Origin of the sequence: Vibrio atypicus (assembly GCF_009811315.1) — a bacterium.
Lineage (GTDB): Bacteria > Pseudomonadota > Gammaproteobacteria > Enterobacterales > Vibrionaceae > Vibrio > Vibrio atypicus.
This window is the reverse complement of record NZ_BLID01000003.1, coordinates 451,819-478,742: the sequence shown is the minus strand read 5'-3', so window position 1 is coordinate 478,742 and position 26,924 is coordinate 451,819. Positions and strand designations below refer to the sequence as shown.

Below are 26,924 nucleotides of genomic sequence, written 5' to 3'. Positions count from 1 at the left end.
GCGGTATTTTTTAATGGCGCTTCTTATTGATGAAAGGTTGATTCTATAGTCGAAAGCAAGTTCATTGAGCTGTAGTAGTCGAGTCGAAAAGAGTCGTCCCCCATAGCGTAGACACGGCTTTGAGTAATGGGAGTCAGATGCGAAATAAACTTATTGCTTGTCATCTGGCTAACAGTGGAGTCGTTTGCAGCGAAGAGTAGAACAGATTGCCCTGTAATTGCATCAGCGAACTTCTCACCATTGACGGGAACAATATCCTTTCGCTTGCCCATTTGATGATTATCTTTTAACCCTTTCGGTAACTCGCTCAGACTAAAGCCCAATGAAGAAAGCACTTGTCCTTGCGCAGACTCCTTGGTCCAAAAATTTCCTCCACGATCATCACCATAATACACCAGTGCAGATATTGGCTGGTGTGGCAGTACTATCCGCTTTTTGACATCGGCCAATTTGGTCTCGAATTTCGAAATAGCGCGTTCTGCTTCTGCTTTTTTATCGGTGATGTCTGCTAAGAGTCGGGCTAGATCTTGCCAGCTCTTGTCATCATAGTTCACCACAATAGTAGGCGCGATAGTTGAAAACTGTTTGTACAATTTGACTGCTGAATCACCTCCGGTGGCGGAAACAAGGATCAAATCTGGCTTTTGCTTTGCTACGGATTCAGCATTCGCCACACCTTGGTACAAGGGTGTCACCTTTCGTTCATTCGCGACCTCACTCCACTGTTTAAAGAAGCCATCTTCATTCGCGACTTTGGTATTGGGGCGTGTGCCTCCTGATGCGATGAGAGGAGCGTCTATGGTAAGAAGCGTGCCAGTAATTGAAACGCTGGTGGATACGATCCGTTTTGGTGGACTATCAAGAGTAATGGTTCCATAGCTGTCTGAAATGGATTTTGGCCACCCTTCGGAAATGGTGAGCGGCTTGGTCTCTTGGACGGTTTCGTTACATCCAGTGAGTAGGGTGGTGAGTAGTATCTCAAGTGTAAGAGTTACGATGGGTAGCCGAGGCATAAGGGTCTCCAATAAACGTCATTATTGGGAAATACTTTATTGATAATGAATCCCATTATCAATTGATTTTGTGGTGGTAGCTGTTTATTATTTGCAAATGATAATTGTTACCATTTGTTGGTGGTGACGTTTCCTGATATTTCGACAAAGTTTATGTTGCGAATATCTAATCGTTGGAAATACCTCGGAAAGGACAGAAATAATGGCAATTCCCAAGATAGCCGCTTACGCCATCCCTCACAGTGATGCATTCCCAGAAAACAAAGTGGATTGGACTGTTGATGCCAGCAAAGCTGTATTGCTTGTTCACGATATGCAGGATTACTTCATTAATTTCTTTGATAAAAAAGAAGCGCCGATCCCAGAGCTACTTAGAAATATTCAATCAATTAAATCTGCCGCGAAAGAGGCGGGGATCCCTGTTGTCTACACCGCTCAGCCTGCCAACCAAGATCCAGAAGAGCGCGCATTGCTTACAGATTTTTGGGGCACAGGGTTAACCCAAGATACAGGTATCATTACCGACGTTGCGCCGCAAGAGAGCGACATCACTTACACTAAGTGGCGTTACAGCGCATTCAAGAAAACACCGTTATTGGAATGGATGAGAGAGACAGGACGTGACCAACTGATTATCGTTGGTGTTTATGCTCACATCGGTATTCTTTCCACGGCTCTAGATGCATTTATGCTTGATATCAAACCATTTGTTGTTGGTGATGCTGTGGCTGACTTCTCATTGGAAGAGCACCAACAAGCGCTTAAATTCATTACTGGCCGTACTGGAAGTGTTAAAGCGGTTAAAAGCGTAATTAATGAGATAAATGCTGGTCAATCGAACGCAGTCGCTCTCGACTTAGCCACAATGCAGCAGGATGTGGCAGATATTCTAGATCTGGATTTAGAAGAGGTGGATGTAGATGAAAACCTAATGTTGCTAGGTTTAGATTCGATTCGCGCAATGAGTTTGTTTGAATCTTGGCGAAAAGGCGGGGTATCTGTCTCCTTTACCGAAGTGATTAAGAAAGTCACATTACGAGAATGGTGGGAAACGATTGATAATAGCCAGACTCAAGTGGTGGCTTAAAAAAGTAGTGGTGTTGTGAGGCTATAGATTGGCGTGAACACCACTCATCTAATTAGGTTAACACTGATAATATGAAAATATTGCTTTACTTCTCGGCGATAAAAGCTAACAATAGCGGCGCTCTGTTAGTCAGAGTTATTAAATGAAACATCCAGTTGTAAAAGTAAAGCCCTCAGAATTCCTTCATTGTTATCCTCAGTGTTTCCCTTAGCTTCATAGATACATTAAATAATTCAAGCTTCTAGCGCATCGCATTTAGCGAATCATTTTTAATTTTTATATAAGGGACACATTATGTCTAACAAAGTAACAGGTTCAGTAAAGTGGTTTAACGAAACTAAAGGTTTTGGTTTCCTTACTCAAGATAACGGCGGCGCTGACGTATTCGTTCACTTCCGTGCTATCGCTTCTGAAGGTTTCAAAACTCTAGCAGAAGGCCAAAAAGTGTCTTTTGAAGTAGAGCAAGGCCAAAAAGGTCTTCAAGCTGCTAACGTTGTAGCAGAATAAGATTTTATTAACGCAGGCAGCATCTGTGCTGCTTGCGTTAGTCATCGCTTTTAAAAACAAACTTAATCTATTTATAACACTCTCGAAAATATCCAACACATTCCTAATACCTCCTCTGTATTTGTCGTTACGTTCCTGGTTTTCTTCGTTCCATTATAAATAAAACATATTTAACCCCATTGGTATTTATTCGATTACCAAATGGATTTTTGCACCCTTTGAAAACTTATTAAGGAAAAATTATGTCACGTTCCGTTGGCCGTAAACGCTTTTGGTTTCAACAAAACCGAAATAACAAAAACAAGAAGTAGAGGTACTATGAAAGTAAAATTTAATTTATTAAAAGATGACCTGTCTTGGGTTTCAAGCATTCATCAACTCAATGATGACGTACTGATGCGACATGTATTAGTAAAAGGAAATCTTGACGATATGGGAGTGATGTTTTCGTATTGTGAAAGCTCAGAGAGTGGACGCATCATGAATTCAAACAACGACCTTGTTGGCTGTTTTAAAGTGTTCCACTAGTCATGACGGATAAGCTTTTAATAAGAGTGTTGGTAAAAAACCGACTTCTATTGAAATCGGCTTTCTTGATTTATGGTATTAAACGTTTAGCAAGCTGAAAATTGCTCCTTCAGTTGCTTTTTATTTATCTTGCCAACCGGAGTTTTAGGAAGAACATCAACAAAGTACATTTGATCCGGTATTTTGTACTCCGCGAGCCCTTTACCGTGTAAAAAGCGTTTTAACGCGATAGGTTTTACATTCTTTTCTTGGTCAAGAACGACAATAGCGCAGCTTCTTTCGCCAAGAAATGCGTCAGGAATAGCAATCAGCGCGGCGTCGTGAATATCTTGGTGTTGCAACAGGATGTTTTCGACCTCTTCGGCAGCAATTTTTTCGCCGCCTCTATTGATTTGGTCCTTATCTCTACCAGTAACGATGATGTTACCGTCTGGCCTAACTCGAACCAGATCCCCTGTGGAATAGAAACCTTCGTGATTGAAAGAACGTCGATTATGTTCTTCCGCACGATAGTAGCCTCGAATCGTATAGGGCCCACGTGTTAAAAGTTGACCCTCTTGACCAACCTCGACGCTATTCCCATCTTCGTCAACGACCAGTACTTCATCATCTGCTGAAATAGGGCGCCCTTGAGTTTTGACGATGACATCCAGAGGATCATCTAGTCTAGTGTAATTCACCAACCCTTCTGCCATGCCGAATACCTGCTGTAGCTGGCAACCAAGTATTGCTGGTAGTTCTCTTGCTGCACTTTCACTAAATTTAGCGCCGCCGACTTGAACCAGTTCCAAGCTAGAAATATCTTCTGGCGCTGTATCTGCGTATTGCATCCATAACAGAGCGAGTGGGGGAACTAATGCTGAAACGGTCACCTTGTGTCGTTCAACAAGCTTGAAAGCCGCACTAGGTGATGTGTCTTGACTTAGGATTACACAGCCACCTGAGAAAAAGATACCAAGTGCACCAGGTGAGCTCAGTGGAAAGTTGTGCGCGACGGGTAGAACACATAAGTAGTTGGTGCTGGGGTTAAACTGACAGATATCAATACTGCCAAGCACGCTGTAGACGTAGTCATTGTGAGTTCTTGGGATGAGCTTAGGTGTTCCCGTTGTACCGCCTGAAAGCTGATAAAATGCAACGTCGCTTGCCTGACTTAAAGGTTGGTAGCAAGGATCTAGATAAAGGGAATCCAGCGTATGGATCTGCTCGTGGTCAGACTCGCCAGTGGTAACTGCAATAGTTAATGACGGACATTGCTCCATCAACTGAATCGCCGTCGTTTGTGTATCCACCCCTGAAGTTTGGCCAGATGTTATGTAGGCCTTTGCTTGTGAGTGGTTACAGAAATAACTCAGTTCGAGATGGCGGTGAGCAGGCAGTGCAAGAATAGGTTTTATGCCATTCATTGTTAGTGCAAAGAAGCAGAAGTAAAACTCCGCCTCATTCACCATTTGTAGCACTACATTGTCTCCGGCAGTTAAACCTAAAGAATGAAACCCGCTGCTTAGTCTAAGGATTTTGTCTTGGAACTGGCGATAACTGTATTGACGCTCTTGGCACACCAATGCGATGGCGTTCGGAGTGTGATCGGTGGTTTCCATTAAACAATCGATCAAAGTTCGATCTTGCCAGTAGCCTTTGGCTTTGTATTTTTGTTCAAAATCTTTGGGCCAAGGAGTGAAATCGTGTTGTTTGGAAGTCATTACTTGTTACCTTATGCCGTAAGTAAATCGTCAATTTTAATCCCAGCGGCTTTCAGAATTGTACCCATTTTCGCCCCAGTTTCGTCTAATTCACTCTGAGGTGAGGATTCGTTAACAATACCAGCGCCAGCATAGATACACATTTCATGCTGGTTTACTTCGGCGCAGCGAATCGTTACAACCCATTCCCCGTTGCCACGCGCATCACACCAACCGATCATTCCGGTGAAGTAGCCTCGTTCAAAGGTTTCGATTTCTCGGATAGCTTGATAAGCCGATTGTCTAGGGAAGCCGCATACAGCAGGTGTTGGGTGGAGATCGGCGGCTATCTGTAGTGAGTTGGTGTTTGGGTCGTCAGCTTGTCCTTCCAAAACCGTGGAGAGGTGGAGCATGGTTTCTGTCTCAATGACGGAAGGAACCATAGGGGTAAACAGGTTGTGGCAGTATCGGCTTAGGACTTTCTCTACTTCTTCGACAACAAAACTGTGCTCATTCAGATCTTTTTGCGTATCGAGTAATGAAGTACAAGATTGTTGGTTATCCGTAGCGTCTTGTGATTTTGGACGTGAACCCGCAAGCGGATTGGAAATCACATGTGCGCCTTTTTTCGCTAATAGCAACTCCGGGCTCGCTCCCATCAGTTTGGCATTGTCGCCAATATTAGCGCAGAAGGTGTAGCCACTAGAGTTGATTGAGAGAAGATTTTTTAACAGGGCATTTTGATCAATGCTTTCGTCGGTTGCGATTCTTACTGAACGCGATAACACGACTTTAGAAAGCTCAGTGGTATCAAAAAGATTCAATAGGGTTGATACGCCTTGTTTGTAATCATTTCCTGTGGGAGGAGAGATAACCGTCGCCTTATTTTGGCTCTGAGACTCTTTCTTGCGCTCTCTTGTACTACTAGAAACATAGAGCTTTTCTGGAATGAAAAATTTGGTTGGTGTGTTTTCATCAAAAGGAACCGCAGCAAATAATACCGGATTATCATTGTCTTCTGTTTTGGCTTTTTCCAGCATTTGAGTTGCATGGCTGGCCAATTCAGAAAATGGAATCGCTTGGTTAAACGCTTGTTCGATACCGACGCCTAGCATAGAAGTGTTAGGAGAAGCGAAAAAGAACGGGGCTTCTGCGAGCTGCTTCTTTAGGATTTCGTCCGCCATTTTGGAGAATCCGACAACTTCACGTTTCATAAATACCTCATACAAACCTTGTTACGTATATTTGCCAATTGTTTCGAAAGCGAATAGAGTATAAATGAGAATGATTATCGATATCAAACGATAAATTTGATTATATTTGGTATGGATGACGGGATGTTTTCTTGGAATGAATGGGGAACCAAAGATTGAATCAAACAGAACAAACCGTGTTAATGACCGGAGCCAATCAAGGGATTGGATACGCAGTACTTGAGCGTTTGTTGGAACAAGGGTACCGAGTTGTAGCGACAGATCGATGTGCTGAGCAGTTAAGCCTTAAACTTCACCCATTGCTTGAACGCTATGATCAACAACTCAGTTTCTATCAAGTGGATCTTTTAGACCATTCGAGTGTTGAAAAGTCGATAGCACATTTATGTAATGCCTATTGCTTTGATCATTTGGTCAGTTGTGCCGGTGTTTTGAATCTCGGTCGTGTCAGTCAGATGCCATTAGATGAGATCAAAAACATGTTCGATGTGAATACATTTGGCGCCTTGGCGGTTATTCAAGGTGTAGCGAAAGGCATGATTGAGCGTCGCTCTGGTAGCATCGTTGTGATTGGTTCCAACTCTGCGAATACACCAAGATTGAATATTGGTGCTTATGCGGCATCTAAATCGGCACTGCATATGCTGGTTAAATGTACGGCAATGGAATTGGCTGAATTTGGTATTCGATGTAATTTGATCAGTCCAGGCTCGACGAGAACGGATATGCAGACTCAGCTTTGGAACGAGAGTTACGGTGAGAAAGAGGTGGTTCAAGGTAACTTAGAGCAATATAGGTTAGGTATTCCACTAGGAAGAATGGCTGAGCCGAACGACATTGCAGATGCGGTTCTTTTCTTGATGTCGGATTCCGCGCGACAGATTACCATGCATGACTTGCGCGTTGATGGCGGCGCAACGTTAGATAATTAGTTAAATAAAACAGGCTCCGAAGAGCCTGTTTTATTATGCGATTTCTGTTTTTGGATAGCGAGCTTGATGGCAATACTCAACGGCCTCTGCAAGCGTATCTAAGAACTGGATTGTATCCTGCCAGTTTAAACATTCGTCTGTGATAGAGCGTCCATAAGTTAAAGGTTGTCGCCCTAACTTTTGACTGCCACCTTCAAGAAAGCTTTCACACATCACCCCTGCGATATTCTCTTCACCAGCAATAAGCTGATCAGAAATGCTCTTGACGACATTGAGTTGATTTTTGGCAATCTTACCGCTGTTGCCATGGCTACAATCCACCACCAAACGAGGGCTTAGCTTCGCATGTTCTAAGTGGTAGGCGGAGCTTCTTACGTGTGGGCTAGAGTAGTTAGGTGCAAGACCACCGCGAAGAATGATATGGCAGTGTTGGTTTCCGCGTGTTTGTACGGCGGTTGGTGAACCATGAGTTCCAGGAACGATGAAGAGGTGAGAGTCGCGCGCGGCATGTATCGCGTCGATCGCAATAGCGGTGTTCCCGTCGGTACCATTTTTAAAACCGACCGGGCAATCCAACGCGGAAGCGAGTTGGCGATGAGGTTGAGATTCTGTGGTTCTCGCGCCAATCGCTCCCCAACAGACTAAGTCGGCAATGTAGGGCGCAATATTCGTGTCTAAAAACTCGGTAGCGGTCGGGATGCCAAGTTGGAGTACGGATTTAAGTAGCGCGCGACTACGTGATAATCCTTGTTCAAAATCGAACTCGCCATTCAGGTCCGGGTCGACAATATATCCTTTCCAGCCGTTACGAGTTCTTGGTTTCTCGAAGTAAGTTCTCATCACGATTTTTAGACTGTTCTGATATTGGTTTTGAACTTTCGCCAATCGAGAGGCGTATTCCATTGCCGCTTCAAGGTCATGAATCGAACACGGGCCGATAATCACAAGTAAACGAGAATCTTCTCCTGAGAGAATTTGTTTGATCTCATTACGTTGCTCATTAATGAATCGGTAAACGGATTCTTCTACTTGCGATATTTCTTGAGCAGCGCGTAGGTCAGGCAAAGCTTTTACTGATGTTGCGTTGATGACTTTACTTAAATGTGGCATGGGCTTATCCATATAAAACAAAATTTCAGGTTATCTTTATGACTTTATCTTTTAAATGATAATCATTATCATCAATAGCGTGGCTATAGTGTGAAACATTTTGAAACTTGTCAATAAAAGCATTGCGACATCGTGTTTTTTATTCAGAACAGTATTAAATATCCTTATATGCCAATGCCTTATTTGCTTTCTATTGATTTAGTCAGCAGTGAGTAACGTTAGGACTATTGTGGTTAAACATTATCTATGCTCATACAAAAGTTGCCAGATACTCTCAAATTTCATCATTTGAACGTCGAATATTGTCCCCAGTTTGTCGAGCAGAGGCTCAGTGAAGGGATTCCATTTCCCGAGTTTTTGCATCGTGCGGTATTGAAACGTAGATGTGAATTTCTCGCTGGTAGGGCGTGCTCAAAACGAGGGCTTTTGGCGTTAAATCATTTACCTGCTTTGGAGCTAAAGGTAGGGGAGCATAATCAACCTTTATGGCCTGAAGGTATTGTTGGATCGATTTCTCATTGTGTGGGTCATGCCGTGGCTGTTGTTGGGCGCGAGTCTGTTGATTTGCTTGGTGTTGGTATCGATATTGAGCGGGTCGTTTCTGCTGATCTCGCTCAACAAATTGGCGATCATTTATTGTCTAAACCAGAGCAGAACATCGCTCAAACAGTATTTAATTATCAACAATTGGTTACTGTTGTTTTTTCTGCAAAAGAGTCGATCTACAAGGCAATTTTTCCTACTGTAAACCGGATTTTGGGATTTGAAAGCGTCGAGCTTGTTAAGGTTAATGCCGAAAAAGGAGAGTTGGTTTTTGAGTTTTGTTTCGAGCTGAAGCAGACATTTAATCACGACATAACAGTGTACTATGAGCACTGGGGTGATGAGCTGTTTTTAACCTGGTGTTGTTTAGCAGAGCGAGACTTACGTAAGTTGAATTTGCTTGGCTCAAACAACATTAATAAAGCTTAATCTTGTCTCAACGAGTGCTTAATCCGACCTTGATTACTCTTAGGCTATAACAACGAACCTAAGAGGACAAAAGGTGAATATTTTAGGCTACTTACAAAAAATCGGTAAAGCACTCATGGTGCCAATTGCCGTGCTGCCTGCGGGTGGTTTGATGCTCGGTTTGGGTTACGCAATTGACCCGGCGGGATGGGGCGCAAACAGCGCATTAGCAACCATATTGGTGTATGGCGGCAAAGGCATCATGGATAACCAAGCTTGGTTATTTGCGGTGGGCGTGGCGTATGGTTTAGCGAAAGATAACAACGGGGCCGCGGCTCTTTCAGGCTTACTTGGTCTATTGATCATTGAAATGATCGTGGGCAACGTGGCTGTAATCTCTCAAATTACCGGTGTTCCTGTCGATCAAATGTCGAGCTCAGAAGTGGTTGCCTCTAAGGCCGCGGTGAGTGCGTTTACTGGTATTGTTATGGGGATTGTCGCGGCAACGCTCTATAATCGTTTCCACACCATTAAACTTCCGGCAGCGTTAGGCTTCTTTGGTGGTCGCCGTTTTGTTCCTATTATTACCTCTCTTGCGGCGATCTCCATTAGTTTGGTCATGGTTTATGTTTGGCCTGTCGTCTATGGTTCGCTGGTGGACTTTGGCGTGGCAATTTCTGAGTTGGGCGCAACAGGAGCGGGCATATACGGCTTCTTTAATCGATTGTTAATTCCGATTGGTCTTCATCATGCACTTAACCAAGTGTTCATATTCGACTTAGTGGGCATCAACGACATTTCTAAATTCTGGTCAGGAACGGGCGAGCTTGGTGTGACGGGTATTTATCAGGGTGGATTCTTCCCTGTAATGGGTTACGGTTTGCCAGCGGCGTGTTTGGCAATGTACCACTGCGCGAAACCAGAAAACAAAAAGAAAGTGGGCGGTATCTTAGGTGCGTCTGCGTTAACGGCCATCTTAACGGGTGTGACTGAACCGATAGAATTCGCGTTTATGTTTGTTGCTCCTGTGCTCTATGTGATTCATGCATTGTTGGCTGCATTGTCTCTATATATTGCCGCAAGTATGCAGTGGATAGCGGGCTTTACCTTCAGTGGTGGTTTGATTGACTTTGTGTTGTCATTCAATCTTCCGTTGGCAAACAAACCTTATATGCTGATAGTCCAAGGGCTTTGCTTTAGTGCGGTCTATTATTTTGTATTCCGTTTCGCCATTCTAAAATTTGATTTGAAGACTCCGGGTCGTGAAGATGCAGAGGCAGAACAAGTGGAACTGATTGGGACTCATGAGAAGGCGGCAAAATATCTTACAGCATTGGGTGGCCATGCAAACTTGACGACGATTGATTCTTGTATCACGCGTTTACGTCTGACTTTAAAAGATACCTCTGTCGTTAGCGACGCAACCTTGAAGAGTCTTGGCGCTTTGGGTGTCGTTCGAATGGGTGAAAATAACCTGCAAGTTATTGTCGGAACAGAAGCGGAAGAAATTGCTCATGCAATGAAGCAGCTTCCTAGTTCTGAGCCTGTTAACTCTGCGGCGGTGACCGCTTCGTAATAGAGATTAACCGCAAACAGTTCTTTACTCGAAAAAAGGCCAAGCATTGCGCTTGGCCTTTAGTATATCGGCTATGACATTGTTAATTACTCTGCTTTAAATCCCTTTGGTTTTAGGGCAACAAGAGAGCAGTTTACATTTTGTAAGATGTTTTCAGCTGTATTACCAATAACCACACCGGGAATCCCCGTTCTAGCAACTGTCCCCATCACTAACACATCAACTTCGTTACTGTTAACACAGTGTGGGATCTCTTCATCAGCAGTACCGTGCAGATGGTGAATAACCGTTTCGCCATCCAATTCGGCGGTAGCAATGAGAGTATCCAGTTGGGCTTGGTGTAGTTCATAGCTATGATCAACCTGAGTTTGCATCTCTTCGTCTGAGACTTTTATCCAAATGTGGTCGTCTAAATAGCGTTCAAGGGGATACTCCCAGCAAGAGACAATGTGAAGCTTACTATCACAGCTGTCAGCAATAGATCGGGCAAACTTGAGAAGACGAACGGAAAGATCTTTCTCTTCATCACTGCTTGAGTTCGGGTTAACGGCAACCGCGACTCGGCGGTGGTTTCGTGGTCTTTCACAGGGACGATTTAGCCATACTGGGCAAGGGCACTTTCTGAGCAAGTTCATATCAATCGCTCTAAGACCAATAGACTCCGACTTGCTTGGCTCAGCGTCTTTAATCAACAAATCAATCTTATGCTGTTGCAGATAGCTGATTGCGGTTAAATCGGGTTTATCACTAGTGGCTAGTTCTATTGGAAACTGGATATCGAGGCCTGAGATATCGTGCTCTGATAGACTGTCTTGAACACTGGTGTTGAGAGTTTCAAGTAATGAGTGCTTATAGGTCTCTTCGTACGCCTGCATGTTAGATGGCAATGCAGGACAAACAATGAGGCCTCGAACTAATGCCTTGTTGCTCCATGATAGGCGAATGGCCTGACCTAGAGAGTCTCTGGTGTCGGTAATCCCTTGGCTTAAATAAAGAATGTTGTTGAATTTTTGCATATTCACCCCCCAGTTAATTCAAGTCTTAACCCTAGGCGAGAAAATTTCCACTTTGAGTATTAATTACCTTAAATTATTTACAGATAAGGGGGAGGTTGCGCCGTTAACTGAAATAGATTCTCGCTCTTAAACCTGGGTTGTTGTCTCGTAGAATCAGTCGAGCATTATGTTGATTAACCACGGCATCAACGAGAGAGAGCCCGAGGCCGTTACCATGTTCGCTTCTACTCTGATCGGCTCTGTACATTGGTCTGCAAACATTTAACTTATCGTGGTCTGAAATCCCGATGCCACTGTCGGCGACGACGATGCCAAAGTGATCAATAACTATCTCGATACGCCCATTATCAGGCGTGTACTTAACCGCATTCTCTACTAGATTGAAAACCGCACGAAATAATAGAGAGCGGTCACCGAGCACATGACAGGTTTGATCTTCTCGAATAGATAGGTGGAGGTTCTTTTGTTCAGCGATTGGAGAAATAAACTCCAGTGCATCTCGGCCAATAGTCCCAATATCGACACGTTGGCGTTCAACGTTGACTTGGCCGCTGTTTATTTTGGCGATCTCCAACATGCTATTAAATAACGAGAGTATTAATTCCAGTTCATCGTGGCAGGCAGAGAACTGCTCTTGTTGATTGGGCGTAAGGTCATTATGGGACAACACATCTTCGAGCCTAAGTTTTAGTCTTGCCATTGGTGTCCGCATATCATGAGCCATGCCAACGGTAAGTGACTTAAGTGTTTGTTCCTTTTTAGCCATCTGTTCAATCATGTAATTGAGATGAATCGCAAGAATGTCAAACTCATCATCATGACGTGAAACCGCCAGTTTTACATCTCGCTCGCCACAAAGAACACGGTTCATCGCTCGGTTAACGCTTTCAAGACGACGAAGTATCACTATCGTAAAAAACAGTGCTGCGATTAGCATTACCGCGATGGGGAGAACAATGCCAGACAGAACCATTGGAATAAGAGACTTTCGATAAGCTTCGACGCTGATAGGGTTTACGCCAATCTCTAGCCTAACGTTGTCACCAATCATTATATTTGTTTTATCACTGGGTAAGCTGCTGATTGGGTAGTATTGGGTGTAGACAGGTTCGACATGTTCAACTAGCCGATAGTAAAAGGGTGTGTTTGTTCCTTGCTTGGCTAGTAATAGCTTTTCAACCTCATCGCGGCTCTGTTTGGCTAAGTAACTCAATTCGAGAATTTCTTCATTGAGCTGCTTAGTGAGTTGCTGGCGATGGAAGGTATCTGAATCGATATAAAGCTGTCTTATGATCATAATGTTGATAATTGCGATAACAACAAATAATCCAACCAGTGTTTTGAATACGGAAGAGCGAGTTAGGGTGTAGTCATCGACGAAGGACATAACCAGCGCCTCTTACGGTATGGAGAAGGTCGTTGCAACCTGCATCTTCAAGCTTTCGCCGCAAATTGGCGACGTGAACATCAATGACATTGGTCTTAGGGTCGAAGTGATAACTCCAAATACTTTCAAAAAGACGCATTCTGGAGACAACTTGCTCGCTGTGCTCAATGAAGTGTTGAATTAGTTGAAACTCTTTAGGTTGAAGCTGCAATTCTATGTTGTTGCAGACCACTTTATGTGCGCGTAAGTCAATGTGGAGGCAGTCGTAACTGAGTGACGTTTGTGGTGTCGCGTTACGCTGAGTCCGATTAATAATAATATCTACTCGCGCGATCAGTTCCGCTAATGCAAAAGGTTTGATTAGGTAGTCATCACTGCCAGCTTGCAGGCCATTCACTCTGTCTTCGACGCTATCCATGGCACTTAAGATTAAAACAGGAAGCTGTTCTTCTGTTGCCTTGATAGCAGAGAGTACTTTCATTCCGTCAAGGTAGGGAAGCATACGATCAAGAATGACTAATTGGTACTCGCTGCTGAGTGCCATCATAAGCCCTTTTTTACCATCCTCTGCTTGGTCTACGACATAGCCGTGCTCTTGTAGCCCTTTGGCGATAAATTCTCTTGTGGTTGTGTCGTCTTCAATGATCAGTATTTTCACAATGGCTCCTTTTTAGAACTTCCATATCTTATCTGATAAGTGCAACCTTAGGGCAAAAAAAAGAAGGCTCGCGTGACTAATGCGAGCCATAACGGTTTAGGGGGTAAACCGATAAAATCTTTATTTATTATAGGGTTTCAGTCTACTTGCTCTGTTATTCAGCCAGTATTTATGAAACATTAAGCTTTCTTAATCTTACTTGGTGGAAGCAAAGGAGCAGCGTGTGACATTAAAGTTAGAACAAGTAAAACAACAAGAATTTGAAGCGATGTTTTCTTGTTTGAAGCAAGGTATTTATCCTTATGTTGAAGCGGTTTTTGGATGGGACGACATCTTCCAGCGTGAAAGAATAATGAACAACTACGACTTAGCTTGGTTTCACTGGGTCTATCGAGATGATGACAGAGTCGGGATGGTTTGCTTCAAAGAGTATGACAACGCTCTGCATGTCCATTTTTTGATTCTGGAAGAGCAGTATCAGAACCAAGGGTTGGGTAAGACATTAATGACACAGCTAGAAAAACAAGCGCGCCACAAAGAACTGGAGAAGTTAACCTTATCTAGCTTTATCTGTAACTCGCGAGCTATAGCTTTTTATCAAAGCATTGGCTATCAAATTACTGAAAGTGATGAGCATTTTCACTCATTAACTTTGTTACTTAAGTGAAGATAGCAAAAGAGCCACATGATGTGGCTCTTCAAATATTAACTGGCAATATGCATTGTGAGGTTAAGGTCGAGTGATAGCTTAGAGAGTTTGTCTTTCAGTACTCGACGCGTTTTCTCTAACTCTGCGACTTGGACTTGTTGACCTTTCGAGTGTACATCGAGGTTAACACGTAATTCGCGGCCTACTTTTGTCACGCCAGCGACTTCTATATGCTGTGTTACTTGTTTATCCAGTGCCAAGACTTCTTTATCTACCGCTGTGATGATTTCATCACTTGGTTTCATCATCAGTAATTCACGTACCGCGTCTTTCAGCATTTCAAATGGTACTTTGATAAAGTAGAAAGACATCAGAATCATCATCATCGGGTCAGCGTAAACTGCATATTCTGCAAACGGAGAGATGGAAACAAACCAAGCAGCGATGAAGCCTAGTGTTACGGCAACACTTAGTAAGGTGTCCATTTGCCATTGTGTCGCTTCAGCTTCGATTAAACCTGAAGAGAACTGCTTCGATTTTTTAGCAATATGCCACCAAGCGTAACCACAACCAATCACGTTTACGATACCAAATAGGGTTGCAATAGATGCATCCACTTCGCGACCGCCAGAAAACATTGCTGTAACGGCTGAGTAGAGTGAATAACCAACCACTAGCAAAATCACACTACCTTTGATAGCGATAACGACTGGCTCTAATACGGCTTTACCAAAAGGAAACTCACGTTTAGATGGACGTTCGATGTAGCGAGATACAGCCAGTGACAATAAAGTTAACAGTAGGCTGACAAGAGAATATACGCCATCAAACACGATGACTAGTGAGCCAACAAGCAAACCGAGTACCAATCCGCCACCTGCAAAGCCAGAAGCTAAAAGGGCTGAGAAAGTTAGTATTCGTTTTTCGTTTAAGCTTGTCCTAGCACACATAAAATAATCTCTTTGGAAAACACACTACTAGTTTTCTCAAAATAGGCTGATTTTACAAACAACTTCTGTACAAAAACTAACGGTATAATGTTGGATTAATTTAATGGCTATTTAAAACAATGACTTAATGACCATTCTTGCTGTCATTATATTTGACGCTCAGTGATATCCACTGTTCGATTTTTATGAGAAAGGGTGCCGCTAAGCTTAAAAATCGAATAAAAACTCGTTCAATTTATCAGCAAGCCAAGACATTCCAGGATGTTCTGCCATACCTGCTGCAGTGAACATACAGTAATCTTCTTGGGTCAAACCGTAAGTATGTTTAATGACCGCGAGCTTTTGTTTTCGGAGTAAATGGCGAATAAGAGGCTCTGGTAATACCCCCCATGCTTCTTCTTCCAATATGGTATTCAACATGTAGTCGAAGCTCGAAAAACCAATGTGGCGGAGCGAGAAGGGTTGAAGCTCAGGGTTGTCTTTTTCGTTTAGATAGACCATCACCGCTTGCATCGCATTTCGCAGTTCATCGTCTGAGACTCGGCGTAATTTACTCAGCGGGTGGGCTGCCTTACACACTGACATCATACGAATTTTGCCTAGCGGCTGAAAAGTAATATGAGGGTCATCAATACGTTCATAATCAACACCAAACGCGAAGTCGACTTGCTGCGTTGCAACTAAATTGGTTAAGTCGCCACTGGATGCTAAAACGATATTAAAAGAGGTTGCTGGGAAGCGGTTATTAAGCTTGTGGGAGAGCTCATGCCACATTTCATCAGGGAGTGAGTCGTCACGCGCAATCCAGACTTCCGCATTGAAATCTCCGGAGACTTGGGCACAAGTCTGGCGAATGCGTGAGGCAGTAACCAATAAGTTTTGGCTATCTTTGTAGATGGCTTTTCCCGCTTCAGAAAGTGTCAACTGATTGCCACTTCGCATGAACAACTCTATGCCAAGATCTTTTTCTAGCGCTTTGATTGCCATACTTAATTTTGTGCGATTACACTCAAGTTGACGTGCGGCTTCAGAAACGGAACCCGTGTCCGCTACGCTACAGAAAGCTTCGATTTGAGATAAGTTCATTGTTAAGTCGCAATCAGAGATCTTTTGTTCGATAGTATAATAATAATCGCAGATTGTCCCTTTAACTGTTCGAAACGCTATGAATTTCATGCAGTTTTGATACTCTTGGGGGACGCCAAGTGAATGAAGTAATAGGGAGATCATGATGGCTACTAGTTGGGATGATGTTGCGGCAGATTGGGACAATGAAAAATCGACGGGGGTTTATGCTTCCAAAGCGTTTGAGTCACTGCAAAATATCATTGATGTTCAAGGTGCCCGAGTTTTAGATTTTGGCTGTGGTACTGGATTACTGAGTGAGCGTTTATCGCCGTTGGTAAAAGAGATTGTTGCCCTAGATAGCTCAGAGGCGATGATTGAACAACTGGACAAGAAAGAGCTGGTAAACGTCGAGCCTGTGGTTGATTTTTTAACTCGTGGTTTAGTGGCAATGCACCCTGCGTTTCGTGACCAGTTTGACGTTGTTGTGGCTTCATCGGTGTGTAGTTTTCTTCCAAACTACTCGGATGTAGCAGACATTGTTTATAGCCTAATTGATGAAGGCAGCTATTTTGTTCATTGGGATTGGTTGTCAGAAAAGGATGAAATGGGTGGTATGACTAGGCGTCATGTTCAGCAAGTCTTAACCAGTGTTGGCTTTGAAGATGTGGTTGTGACAACTCCATTCGCCATCGATACCCCAAATGGCAAGCAAACTGTGTTGATGGCAGTCGCTAAAAAATAAACCCTATTTGGGGAACAGATACTAAAAGCCCGGCATCTGCCGGGCTTTGTTGTTTTAGGAAGGCGCCGTATTAAAGGTGACTATACTGAACGATTTCTTCGAGTACGGCCGGATTGGCTATTGCCCCTTTATTTTTCACTTCTTGTCCGTGTAAAACTTGCTTGACCGCTAACTCAACCAATTTGCCGGATTTTGTTTTTGGTATCTCACTGATGGGGTAAATCTCGCTCGGGACATGCCTTGGCGAGCACTGACGTTTGAGCGTCGAACGAATTAGGTCCGCTAAGGCATCATCTAGTTTGGCCTTCGGTTCTAACTGGACGAATAAAATGATCTTCTCATCTCCATCGACATGACGTGACACGGCAATTGAGTCTTTGATGGTATCGATTCGGTTAACTTGTTGGTAGATTTCAGCCGTACCGATTCTCACTCCTCCTGGGTTTAATGTGGTATCGCTACGTCCGTAAAACAGCATGCCACCGTTAGTCGTAAGTTCCACATCGTCACCCTGATGCCAAGTGTTTTCAAATTTATTCCAGTATGCATTGTGGTAACGCTCGCCGTTATCATGCCAAAAACCGAGAGGTTGATTTGGGAAGCTATTTTTACAGACCAATTCACCGCGTTGAGAGGTGATTGCTGATCCGTTGTCATCAAACACTGCGACGTCCATTCCTAATCCAGGCCCTTGGCACTCACCTCGAAAAACGGGTGAGAGCGGGTTACCAAGTACAAAGCAGCCACAGATATCGGTCCCACCTGAAATTGAAGCCAAATGAAGATCAACTTTAATGTTGGCGTAGACATAATCAAACTGCTGAGGATAAAGAACAGAACCTGTTGAACAGAGCGTTTTAAGCTGGCTTAGCTCGTAGCTTTCTCCGGGGCGGAAATTGCTTTTTTGTAGTGCTTCGAGGTATTTCGCTGAGGTACCAAATAGATTGACTTCTGCTTCGTCGGCTAGCTGCCATAAGACATCTGGATTCGGGAACATTGGACTTCCATCAAAAATGACCAGTGTTGCGCCGCTAGCAAGGGCAGAGACGTGCCAGTTCCACATCATCCAACCACATGTGGTGTAGTAAAAAACGCGATCCTTAGGTTGAATGTCACAGTGAAGTTGATGCTCTTTAAGATGATTGAGTGTTGTTCCTCCGACAGAGTGTACGATGCACTTAGGTTTGCCTGTCGTGCCTGAAGAGTAGAGAACAAATAGCGGATCATTAAACCCAATTCTCGTGTATCGAATTCCACGTGGTAGATAACTGGCTAAGATCGCTTCCCAATCAGAGAAGGTTTCGTTTGTCATATCTTCGGTAAAGCCCTGACGAAGATAATCAATTTGGCAGGTATTATTAATGCTCGATAAGGAATGGACGATCTCGCGATTTTTTTCTTCCATATTGAATTGTTTACCATTGAACTGATAACCATTGCAGCAGAACAACACTTTTGGTTGTACTTGGCCAAATCGTTCAACCACACTTTCGACACCGAAGTCAGGAGAAGTCGAGGTCCATATTGCGCCAATACTGGTCGTCGCGAGCATGGCAACGACGGTCTCTGGCATATGGGGTAGGTAGCCAGCGACGACATCACCTTTTCCTACGCCATTGTGAATTAGCCACTGCTGTAAAATAGAGACTTGATCGCAGAGTGTTTGCCAGGTGAGTTTATTGCTCTCGCCACGCTCATTTTTAAACCAGATTGCGATGTCATCAGGTGCCTGAAAAGCATAGGCAAGCAGGTTCTCCGCGTAGTTGAGTTGTGCTTGAGGAAACCAGATCGTATCACGGCTTGGTTGGAATTGTTGCCATCTCGCTAGGCCTTCACCATGTATGCAATCACCTTTAAAGCCTATCACATCACAGAATTGCCATATCTCTAGCCAAAAGTCCTTCTTGTTTTGCAATGACCACTTATGAACGTCTTCATAGGTGGTTAAGTGATTGTTTTGGATATTAATATGAGCAATAAATTGTTGAAGGTTAGACGCTTCAATTCGCTCAAGGCTGGGAACCCATATTGGCTCATTTGGGGTACGTTCACACTGCGACATGACATCCTCGTCGATTTTGTTTCCTTGTTTGTAAGTTAAGTTTTGATGGAAAAATAGTCAAAGTCAAACATCTGGCCATAATCAGCTCTCTGAAAAATAAGCAAAAAAATGTCAAATGTAAAATTTTTGTTACGCGCGGTAAGTGTCCGATATGGCGGGTTAAATTGTCAGCAAACTTTCCTCGCGATAGGCTTAATGTAACTAAATTGTTAAAGGAAATAGCAATGAGTCAGTATGTATCTAACCCTGTGAATGACAAAGGATTTGTAGACTGGAGCTCTGAGGAAGATAGTATCTGGCACGAGCTTGTATCTCGCCAATTGGGACTCATTGATAAGTGCGCTTGCAAGGAATATCTCAAGGGTTTGGCGCTGCTAGATTTGCCTGTCGATCGTGTCCCACAACTGCCCGAAATTAACGCTGTACTGCTTAGGGAAACTGGGTGGCAAGTGGAGCCAGTACCGGCGTTGATTAACTTCGATCGCTTTTTCAATTTACTAGCGAACAAGAAATTCCCTGTTGCGACTTTTTTGCGCAGTCGAGATGAGTTTGATTATCTGCAGGAGCCTGATTTCTTCCATGAAATTTTTGGTCATTGCGCAATGCTCACTGATCCTAAGTTTGCTGAGTTTACGCATATTTATGGTCAGTTGGGAGTGAATGCAACGAGTAAGGAGCGCGTTTACTTGGCTCGCCTTTACTGGTTTACGGTTGAGTTCGGCTTAGTAAAAGAAAATGATCAGTTGAAAATATATGGTGGTGGCATTCTTTCTTCCCCTGGCGAAACAATTTACGCTTTAGAAGACGAGCGACCACTTCGAGCCGATTTTGACATCCACACTGTTCTAAGAACGCCTTACCGAATCGATATTATGCAGCCTGAGTATTTTGTCCTTGGTGGCATCGAACAGTTATACAAGCTAAGTAAAATGGACTTAATGTTCCATGTGCAACAGGCAATGAAAGCCGGATTATTACCCCCATTATTTGAACCAAAGGAAGTGACACATGCTTGATGAATTACGTTGTGAATCGTGCACGAGTAGTGCGGTAGCGTTAGGTGCTGAAGAGAGACGATTACTGTTAACTGAGCTAGACGGTTGGCAAATGTTAGACCGCGATGGAATTCCGCAACTTGAGAAGGTTTACACGTTCAAAAACTATAAACTAGCGTGGGCATTTGCAAATAAAATCTCAGAGCTCGCAGAAGAGGAGTTTCATCACCCATCGATTTTACTCGAGTGGGGGAAAGTCACCGTGACTTGGTGGAGTCACTCTATCAAGGGATTACACCAAAATGACTTTATCTGCGCGTCAAAATGTGACCGCTTAACATAGCGTTAAAGCACAAGAACTATAGCCTGGCACTCATTGCCAGGCTTTTTTATGCCGATTCGATTTGTTGTTGATTAAGTACAGATTCAATCTGGCAAATTGGTAGGGGTTTAGATTTTAAAAAACCTTGAACATAATGGCAGTTATATTGAGTCAGAATAGCAAGTTGCTGCGGTGTTTCGACGCCTTCTGCGACGACTTTTAACTCTATGGTATGAGCCATGTTAATAATCGCTTGGCATAAGCTGTCTGCGTTGCTTTGCCCAAGTGCAATACGGCTAACAAAGCTTCTATCTACTTTGATTATATCTACCGGGTAGTCATTGAGGACGGAGAGTGAAGAATAGCCGGTTCCAAAGTCATCCAAGTAGATAACAACGCCTAAATCTTTAATTCGCGATAATTGCTGGGCGCTGCATTCATCGCTCAATAGCATGGATTCAGTGATCTCGACGCCAATGAAGTGTGGGGGGAAGTCGCACTGCTGCAACAACCGACTTAAGGTATGGTAGATATGCTCTGATTCGAACTGTTTGGCCGATACGTTGATGTTGATTCTTGGCATGTTTTTAATGTTTGGGTCATGCCACAAACGTTGAAGAGTCTTACAACATTCAGCGGCAATCCAATCGCCAATCGTAATGATTTGTCCAGTCTCCTCTGCGATAGGGATAAAGTCTTGGGGGGAGATAACACCAAATTTAGGGTGGTTCCAGCGCAGTAACGACTCGAATCCACTCACTTGATCGGTTTGAGTTTCGTAGATTGGTTGATAAACCAAAGAGAGTTGCTTGAGTGCAAGGGCGCTCGTCAATTCCTGCTCTAAGGTGAATCTCTGCTTGGCCTGCTTAAACATTGCCTCGTGAAAAAATACTACCTTGTCGCAACTCGAATTTTTCGCTTGGTACATAGCAGTGTCGGCCTCTCGTAAAATTTCAGTTAACGAGCGGTTGCGGTCGGTGACCACTGAAATACCGATACTGGCGCCAATATGGCAAGATTGGCCATTTAAGATATAGGGCTGGCTAAGAAGCTGAGCGTAACGTTTACAGATAATACTCAATGAAGATTGGGTGACTAATTCAGGCAGGCAGATCACGAATTCATCACCACCAAATCGAAAGCTAATGTCATTGTTTCGACAGTTGGACTTTAAACGGACCGCAACAAGTTGTAATAACCGATCTCCGACGAGGTGTCCCATGGAATCGTTGATCATCTTAAACCGGTCGAGATCGATAAATAGAATCGCAAACCCTTGGCTTTCTCCCCTCGACAGCAACGATAGTCGAGTTTCTACTTCTTGACTCAAAGCGGTGCGATTATAAAGACCAGTTAAGCTGTCTTGGATTGCTTGAATCGCTAAGGTTTTGGTTTTTTCTTTGATGACTTGGTCTGAAACCTCTAATCGACCGCTATAGAAATTGGCTGTCAGTGTTGCGCTGCTTGTTAATAATAAGATTAAGAAGACCAATACCGCACCGTAGAGAGTGATACTGCCAGTGCGATCAACCGTAGATATTGTAAAAATCCAGTTTTGATTAAACAAAGGAATATCGACTTGCCGTTCCAAGGTGTTAATCGTCTCGGATAGCTTTTCATTACTTAAATGTGTGTTGATGTGAGATTGGAAAAGAATGCGATCGGCTGGAATGGAATAAACACTGATTCCTCGCTCAGTTGAGTTTATCTCGGCCTGCCAAGCGACACCAAGTAGTTCATGTAGAACAATATGTGCAATCAAGAATCCATTGGGATTGTCACCCGTTCCATAGGTCGGTAAAAAGAGTTTTACGCCTAATTGTTGTTCTTGCTCAAAATGTGCGATGCCAAATCCCCCCGAACTTAAGGCTGTTTGAAGGGCAAATATATTTTCAGGTTGGCTTTCAATTCTAAATCCAAGCTCATCACTCATTTCGAAAGTAGAAGAGATATAAAAGACTGGTAATGTCGCATTTTGCAAGTAGTCGGGTAGGCCTTGCAGTTCAATGCTTTCGGGAGAAACCGTATATCCCAAAAATCCGTTTTCTTCGGCTAATTGTTCAAGTCGGGCAACTTGGTTGTTAGGCGTAAGGGGAGCCCAGACAATGGAACGAATACCGCTTTGTAAGCCAGTACGATTATGAAGAAACTGCTCGAACTGCTTTTGTGAAGGTGCGTTACCAAATTCTAAAAAAGCGCGTGTCGCGTGCATCAAACTCTGGATACTACTCAAAGTTTGATTTAGTGATTGGAGCTTAGTGTCGAGCTGTCGTTCAAGCAAATCATCCATTTGCTTAGATTCATAAGAGAATACGGTGAAGACACTTGCTGCGGCAAGTGTAAGCCCAGTGAGCCAGATAAGCCCAACGTGTTTAAGTGAAAGAGAAAGCTTCAAAACATCGTATAAGTTAGTAACCTTTCATAAATGGTAATGATTATTAATACTTGTGTAAATGATAATTAATAGCATTATTTGTATTTGAAGATATCTCATTGTTAATACAAGGTTTTAAAAAAGAAAAATTGGGCGTTGAACAATAGATTGCAGCCGCGAGTAGTGAAAATTTGTACTACTGTGCTTTTAGCAAGGTATTGATTTCAGTTTGATAGCTCTGTTGGACAAGCTTGAGTTTGTTCAGTAACTCATAAATATTTCTCGTGAGCTCTAAGTTACTTTGATAGTAACGATAACTGGCGACGACGTTTGTAGTCAGTTTATCCGCTTGACAGTGTTGGCTAATATGCTGCCAAATCTCACTAAGGTCTATCACTTCGGCATTTAATTGATGAATAGATTTGAGTTCTTCATTAATAGATTGGACGATATGCTGAGACGCCTCAATCTGCATTTCCATTCTCTGTTTGGAGGCGTGTTGGCCATTTTTCCATAGGGTGGCAAGCTCGGAACGTGAAAACTCTTGATGCAACAGTGGTTGGAGGGAGTGATGTTGCAGGAGTTGGTTAAAGCGCTGGGCGTGATAGTTATATATTTGGTCAGCTTGCTGCTGTAATTTGAGGGTGTCATTCCAAGTTTGAGCATCACAGTGAGCACCATTACTAGGAAAAGGTAAAGTGCAAAGGCAAGCTGCCGCTATAGTATTAATAACCCTATGCCATTTCATACTGGTTCTTTTACTGGTCTGAATGTCATCGTCCCAAACCACATAAGTATAGGAAAGATTCAATTCCAATATGAAAAAGATAATCATGGCTGTCTTATTGTTACTTGGTGTTGCCTGTGCTGGTGGTGGGTATTACATCTTTTACTATAAGCCTCAACAAGATGCTGAGCTCGCCAAACTGATGGCTGAGCAAGAAAAAGTCGAGCCTATCGCTATGGTAGAAGAAGAGGAAGAACAAGCGCCGCCTAAGCCACCCGTTACGGATTATTACGTAAGCCCCGATAAGCTAGGCGTTCGTGAATCTCCTGATTACGATGCATTTGTTGAGAGTGTTGTTTACCGAGGCGACAAGCTGCACGTACTAGAAAAGAAAGATGGGTGGGGGAGAATATCGCCATATTATGTTTATGAAGATGGTGGGCAGGAAGTCGCAGAGTGGGTGCCAATGGAAGCACTATTGGAAGTTGCACCGACTATTACAAAAGATGAGCGAACAGAAACCGTAAGTAGCTATATTGAGAAGTCTGATGACTTTAAACAGCATTTCGAAATGTTTGTTAAAAAGACTGATCAGTTACTTAAAGATAAAACCTGCGTACCCGAAGATTTCGAAGAAACTAGCGGTTGGATGCGCTCTATCACTTTTAAACCGCGCTATGTCTATTTCGTCTATTGTGGTGGAATCAAACAAGCCAACAAGATTTATTTGGATGTAGAAACAGGCGAAATTTTCTATCGCTAGCACTTTATGAACAACCAAAACTGAAAGCTTAATTTTTAGAATATTTTAGTTGTGCGTAGGCGAAGGAAGGCCTACTATCAGCCTGTCTTTTATAATTGGTTACGTGAATGATTCAGCGCGTGATAAAACTTCTTTGGCTTGCTCTACTTGCGATGGTTTTACCAGCGCAGGCGGTGGCGTATTTTGCCCAAATTGAAGGTGATATCAGCTCGCGTCTAGAGCGTTCAGGTCCACAAGTCGCTTCGTTATCAAAAGCTGATTCTCAAGCAATATTTGACGAAGTCCGGAACGAACAACAATCAACCTCACAGCCAGTATCCCAAACTGAAAGCGATTCAGATGTTATAGCGATTATTAACTTAAGTCGCTGGGGTATGGCAGGTCGTCATATTGAAGATGGGGATCTAAATGAGCTTGGAAGTGATACTGTTAGTTCCAGCCAGGTTCCACCTTACAAATTATATTGCCACCCTTTATTAGCTCAAGCTTACTGGGCTGATCGATCATTTACCTCAAATCATAGAATCTCTGGCTGGAAAGAAAGCAACGCACTTTATGTCGCGTTGAATAGCCAATTCGCATAATCCCATCACTATCGCTGGTATTCATCATTGAATTTCGGGCGATAACTACCGCTACAAACTAATGACTTATTCGCTGATGTTGGTGTTTCACCACGTTGGTATATGAGCTATTGGCTTTCATTACATCTATTTCGTCGACTCAATGCTGATGTTGAGGAGACAAGTGCATTCTAAGAAAATTATATGAAGCGAAATCTAGCCACTAAGGCAAATAAAGCAAGATTAATGAACCATTATTCTGCTTGGAAATATGTCGTGCTTATCGTCACAGTTGTGATGCTAGCACTCAGTGCAATCCCAACATGGTATGGCGAACAACCGTCTATTCAGGTGACAACGTCACAATTTGGTTCAGTACTTAATAATCCAGTTGAGCTAAACCGTTACCTCGATCAAAACAACATCCAAGCAAGCGAGATTACTCAGCAAGGTAATGCAACGACATTGGTGTTCGAAGATGAAAGTCAACAAACACATGCGCGTGAAGTGCTCAACAAGTTGGTAGGAAAAGAAGATACGATTACCTTTTCTTACGTTTCGGTCGCACCTAAATGGCTTGGTGAAATGGGTTTCAGCCCAATTAAATTAGGTTTGGATTTACGTGGCGGGGTGCAATTCCTACTAAACGTTGATATCGATAAAGCGTTTGAAGAACAACGTAATACGCTTGTAGATGAAATGCGTGACATGCTTCGCCAAGAGCGCATTCGTGGTGTGAAGTTCTCTCAAGTCGGTGTTGATGGCTTTGATGTGAAGAGTCAATCTGAAGATGCATTGAATAAAGCTGCGTCTTACATCAGCCAGAACTACCCAGGTTGGGAAGTGAAACATCACTCAGATTACCTTGCAGTTAAGCCAACACAGCAGAACAAGACTGAGTTCCAGACGGTAACCATTTCTCAAAACTTGAAGATCATGCGTGACCGAATCGAAGAGTTAGGTATCACGGAAGCCTTGGTTCAACGTCAAGGTGAGCACAGTATTCGAATCGAATTGCCTGGTGTTCAAGATCCATCTCAAGCGAAAAACGTGATTGGTGCGACGGCGACCCTAGCATTCCACGAAGCAAAGTCTCCTTCTGAAGGGGTTGGCTACGGAGATATTGTTCTTAAAGACAATGACGGTCGTGATGTTGTTCTTGCTAAACGCGCGGTACTAACGGGTGAACATATCGTTAACGCTCGTGCAGGTATCGATAATATGGGCTTCTCTGAGGTGAATATCTCTCTTGATCATGCAGGTGGTAAGATCATGAGCGATTTCTCTGGTAAGCACATCGGCAAGCCAATGGCGACGGTATACAGCGAATACACAACCAATGCGAAAGGTGAAACTGAACGTAGCGAACGTGTAATTAGTGTAGCGACTATCCAATCACAACTAGGCAGCCAATTCCGAATTACTGGCGCTGGTTCAATGGAAGACGCACAAAACCTTGCCTTGTTACTTCGCGCGGGTTCATTAACTGCGCCAGTAACGATTGTTGAAGAGCGTACTATTGGTGCGTCACTAGGTGCTGAAAACATTCAAAATGGTTTCGCCGCTTTAGCTCTAGGTTTGGCGATGACACTAACCTTCATGGCATTGTGGTACCGCCGTTTAGGTTGGGTAGCTAACGTTGCCCTTATCGTCAACATGATCAGTCTTTTGGGTCTAATTGCTTTACTACCGGGCGCTGTTCTCACGCTTCCTGGTATCGCAGGTTTGGTATTGACTGTCGGTATGGCGGTGGATACTAACGTTCTGATTTTTGAGCGTATTAAGGACAAGTTGGCAGAGGGGCGTACCTTTGCTCAGTCAATTGACTTGGGTTTTGGTAGCGCGCTAAGCACCATTCTTGATGCAAACATTACAACTATGATTACGGCTGTCGTGCTTTATTCAATTGGTAATGGTCCTATTCAGGGTTTTGCATTGACTCTAGGTCTTGGTCTTATGACCAGTATGTTCAGTGGCGTCTTTGCCTCTCGCGCTATTATTAACTTGGTTTGGGGACGCGACAGCCGTCGTGATGTAAGGGTTTAATC

General features: G+C 43.4%; 25 protein-coding genes. 13 read left to right on the top strand and 12 right to left on the bottom strand.

Annotation, left to right across the window (positions count from 1 at the left end; all coding sequences use genetic code 11):
• Positions 1–23 precede the first annotated feature (23 nt).
• Positions 24–1,013: a Fe2+-enterobactin ABC transporter substrate-binding protein gene (gene fepB / locus GVO60_RS09435; RefSeq protein WP_159653239.1), complete on the bottom strand. Its 990-nt coding sequence runs from the start codon at positions 1,011–1,013 to the stop codon at positions 24–26.
• Positions 1,014–1,215: 202 nt separating this feature from the next.
• On the opposite strand from fepB, the gene GVO60_RS09430 reads away from it, so the two are divergent.
• From GVO60_RS09430 to GVO60_RS09420, 3 genes are all read left to right on the top strand, one after another.
• On the top strand, positions 1,216–2,100 hold the full coding sequence (locus GVO60_RS09430) for an isochorismatase (protein WP_159653237.1): 885 nt from the start codon (positions 1,216–1,218) through the stop codon (positions 2,098–2,100).
• A 294-nt stretch (positions 2,101–2,394) separates the two neighbouring features.
• A complete protein-coding gene (cspE, locus tag GVO60_RS09425; protein WP_159653235.1) occupies positions 2,395–2,607 on the top strand; it encodes a transcription antiterminator/RNA stability regulator CspE in 213 nt (70 codons plus the stop codon).
• Positions 2,608–2,925: 318 nt separating this feature from the next.
• A complete protein-coding gene (locus GVO60_RS09420) occupies positions 2,926–3,135 on the top strand; it encodes a hypothetical protein (RefSeq protein ID WP_159653233.1) in 210 nt (69 codons plus the stop codon).
• 86 nt (positions 3,136–3,221) lie between these two features.
• On the opposite strand, the gene GVO60_RS09415 is transcribed toward GVO60_RS09420, so the two are convergent.
• Both GVO60_RS09415 and GVO60_RS09410 read right to left on the bottom strand, forming a co-directional pair.
• On the bottom strand, positions 3,222–4,838 hold the full coding sequence (locus GVO60_RS09415) for a (2,3-dihydroxybenzoyl)adenylate synthase (RefSeq protein ID WP_159653231.1): 1,617 nt from the start codon (positions 4,836–4,838) through the stop codon (positions 3,222–3,224).
• Positions 4,839–4,849: 11 nt separating this feature from the next.
• The gene (locus GVO60_RS09410; RefSeq protein WP_159653229.1) at positions 4,850–6,031 is read right to left on the bottom strand and encodes an isochorismate synthase; all 1,182 of its coding nucleotides are present in this window, start codon (positions 6,029–6,031) and stop codon (positions 4,850–4,852) included.
• Between the two features lie 140 nt (positions 6,032–6,171).
• On the opposite strand from GVO60_RS09410, the gene GVO60_RS09405 reads away from it, so the two are divergent.
• The gene (locus GVO60_RS09405; protein ID WP_167522334.1) at positions 6,172–6,963 is read left to right on the top strand and encodes a 2,3-dihydro-2,3-dihydroxybenzoate dehydrogenase; all 792 of its coding nucleotides are present in this window, start codon (positions 6,172–6,174) and stop codon (positions 6,961–6,963) included.
• A 33-nt stretch (positions 6,964–6,996) separates the two neighbouring features.
• Here GVO60_RS09405 and GVO60_RS09400 read toward each other — a convergent pair whose 3' ends face one another.
• Positions 6,997–8,073: a 3-deoxy-7-phosphoheptulonate synthase gene (locus GVO60_RS09400; RefSeq protein ID WP_159653225.1), complete on the bottom strand. Its 1,077-nt coding sequence runs from the start codon at positions 8,071–8,073 to the stop codon at positions 6,997–6,999.
• 246 nt (positions 8,074–8,319) lie between these two features.
• Between GVO60_RS09400 and GVO60_RS09395 the strand changes: the two genes are divergently transcribed.
• Positions 8,320–9,045 carry a 4'-phosphopantetheinyl transferase family protein gene (locus GVO60_RS09395; RefSeq protein ID WP_159653223.1) on the top strand — a complete coding sequence of 242 codons (726 nt, stop codon included), beginning with the start codon at positions 8,320–8,322 and terminating at the stop codon, positions 9,043–9,045.
• A gap of 73 nt (positions 9,046–9,118) precedes the next feature.
• Entirely contained in the window at positions 9,119–10,600 is a 1,482-nt protein-coding gene (gene nagE / locus GVO60_RS09390) for an N-acetylglucosamine-specific PTS transporter subunit IIBC (protein ID WP_159653221.1), read from the top strand.
• A gap of 86 nt (positions 10,601–10,686) precedes the next feature.
• Here the strand turns inward: nagE and GVO60_RS09385 are convergent, their stop codons facing one another.
• The 3 genes from GVO60_RS09385 to GVO60_RS09375 all read right to left on the bottom strand — a co-directional run bounded on the left by GVO60_RS09385 (position 10,687) and on the right by GVO60_RS09375 (position 13,661).
• A complete protein-coding gene (locus tag GVO60_RS09385; RefSeq protein WP_159653219.1) occupies positions 10,687–11,616 on the bottom strand; it encodes a universal stress protein in 930 nt (309 codons plus the stop codon).
• Between the two features lie 103 nt (positions 11,617–11,719).
• Entirely contained in the window at positions 11,720–13,003 is a 1,284-nt protein-coding gene (locus GVO60_RS09380) for a sensor histidine kinase (protein ID WP_159653217.1), read from the bottom strand.
• Positions 12,987–13,661 carry a response regulator transcription factor gene (locus GVO60_RS09375; protein WP_159653215.1) on the bottom strand — a complete coding sequence of 225 codons (675 nt, stop codon included), beginning with the start codon at positions 13,659–13,661 and terminating at the stop codon, positions 12,987–12,989. The genes GVO60_RS09380 and GVO60_RS09375 overlap by 17 nt, the downstream gene beginning before the upstream one ends.
• Before the next feature lie 268 nt (positions 13,662–13,929).
• On the opposite strand from GVO60_RS09375, the gene GVO60_RS09370 reads away from it, so the two are divergent.
• Positions 13,930–14,328, top strand: coding sequence for a GNAT family N-acetyltransferase (locus GVO60_RS09370; RefSeq protein WP_371862441.1), 399 nt, complete (start codon positions 13,930–13,932; stop codon positions 14,326–14,328).
• 38 nt (positions 14,329–14,366) lie between these two features.
• Here the strand turns inward: GVO60_RS09370 and GVO60_RS09365 are convergent, their stop codons facing one another.
• Positions 14,367–15,260, bottom strand: coding sequence for a cation diffusion facilitator family transporter (locus GVO60_RS09365; RefSeq protein WP_159653211.1), 894 nt, complete (start codon positions 15,258–15,260; stop codon positions 14,367–14,369).
• A gap of 207 nt (positions 15,261–15,467) precedes the next feature.
• Positions 15,468–16,346: a LysR family transcriptional regulator gene (locus GVO60_RS09360; protein WP_159653209.1), complete on the bottom strand. Its 879-nt coding sequence runs from the start codon at positions 16,344–16,346 to the stop codon at positions 15,468–15,470.
• 145 nt (positions 16,347–16,491) lie between these two features.
• Here GVO60_RS09360 and GVO60_RS09355 point away from each other — a divergent pair, with 145 nt between their 5' ends.
• Complete coding sequence (locus GVO60_RS09355; protein WP_159653318.1) at positions 16,492–17,070, top strand: class I SAM-dependent DNA methyltransferase; 579 nt, start codon at positions 16,492–16,494, stop codon at positions 17,068–17,070.
• A gap of 70 nt (positions 17,071–17,140) precedes the next feature.
• On the opposite strand, the gene GVO60_RS09350 is transcribed toward GVO60_RS09355, so the two are convergent.
• Positions 17,141–19,132: an acetoacetate--CoA ligase gene (locus GVO60_RS09350; protein WP_159653207.1), complete on the bottom strand. Its 1,992-nt coding sequence runs from the start codon at positions 19,130–19,132 to the stop codon at positions 17,141–17,143.
• A gap of 206 nt (positions 19,133–19,338) precedes the next feature.
• Between GVO60_RS09350 and phhA the strand changes: the two genes are divergently transcribed.
• Entirely contained in the window at positions 19,339–20,148 is an 810-nt protein-coding gene (gene phhA / locus GVO60_RS09345; RefSeq protein ID WP_263971948.1) for a phenylalanine 4-monooxygenase, read from the top strand.
• Complete coding sequence (locus tag GVO60_RS09340) at positions 20,141–20,470, top strand: 4a-hydroxytetrahydrobiopterin dehydratase (protein WP_159653203.1); 330 nt, start codon at positions 20,141–20,143, stop codon at positions 20,468–20,470. The genes phhA and GVO60_RS09340 overlap by 8 nt, the downstream gene beginning before the upstream one ends.
• Positions 20,471–20,516: 46 nt before the next feature.
• Here the strand turns inward: GVO60_RS09340 and GVO60_RS09335 are convergent, their stop codons facing one another.
• Together GVO60_RS09335 and GVO60_RS09330 are read right to left on the bottom strand one after the other, a co-directional pair.
• On the bottom strand, positions 20,517–22,844 hold the full coding sequence (locus tag GVO60_RS09335) for a bifunctional diguanylate cyclase/phosphodiesterase (protein WP_159653201.1): 2,328 nt from the start codon (positions 22,842–22,844) through the stop codon (positions 20,517–20,519).
• A gap of 175 nt (positions 22,845–23,019) precedes the next feature.
• Positions 23,020–23,571: a hypothetical protein gene (locus tag GVO60_RS09330; RefSeq protein ID WP_159653199.1), complete on the bottom strand. Its 552-nt coding sequence runs from the start codon at positions 23,569–23,571 to the stop codon at positions 23,020–23,022.
• A gap of 70 nt (positions 23,572–23,641) precedes the next feature.
• On the opposite strand from GVO60_RS09330, the gene GVO60_RS09325 reads away from it, so the two are divergent.
• The 3 genes from GVO60_RS09325 to secD all read left to right on the top strand — a co-directional run bounded on the left by GVO60_RS09325 (position 23,642) and on the right by secD (position 26,922).
• Positions 23,642–24,313, top strand: coding sequence for a hypothetical protein (locus GVO60_RS09325; protein ID WP_174855883.1), 672 nt, complete (start codon positions 23,642–23,644; stop codon positions 24,311–24,313).
• Positions 24,314–24,420: 107 nt separating this feature from the next.
• Positions 24,421–24,897, top strand: coding sequence for a hypothetical protein (locus tag GVO60_RS09320; RefSeq protein ID WP_159653197.1), 477 nt, complete (start codon positions 24,421–24,423; stop codon positions 24,895–24,897).
• 183 nt (positions 24,898–25,080) lie between these two features.
• Positions 25,081–26,922, top strand: coding sequence for a protein translocase subunit SecD (gene secD, locus GVO60_RS09315; RefSeq protein ID WP_159653195.1), 1,842 nt, complete (start codon positions 25,081–25,083; stop codon positions 26,920–26,922).
• Positions 26,923–26,924 lie beyond the last annotated feature (2 nt).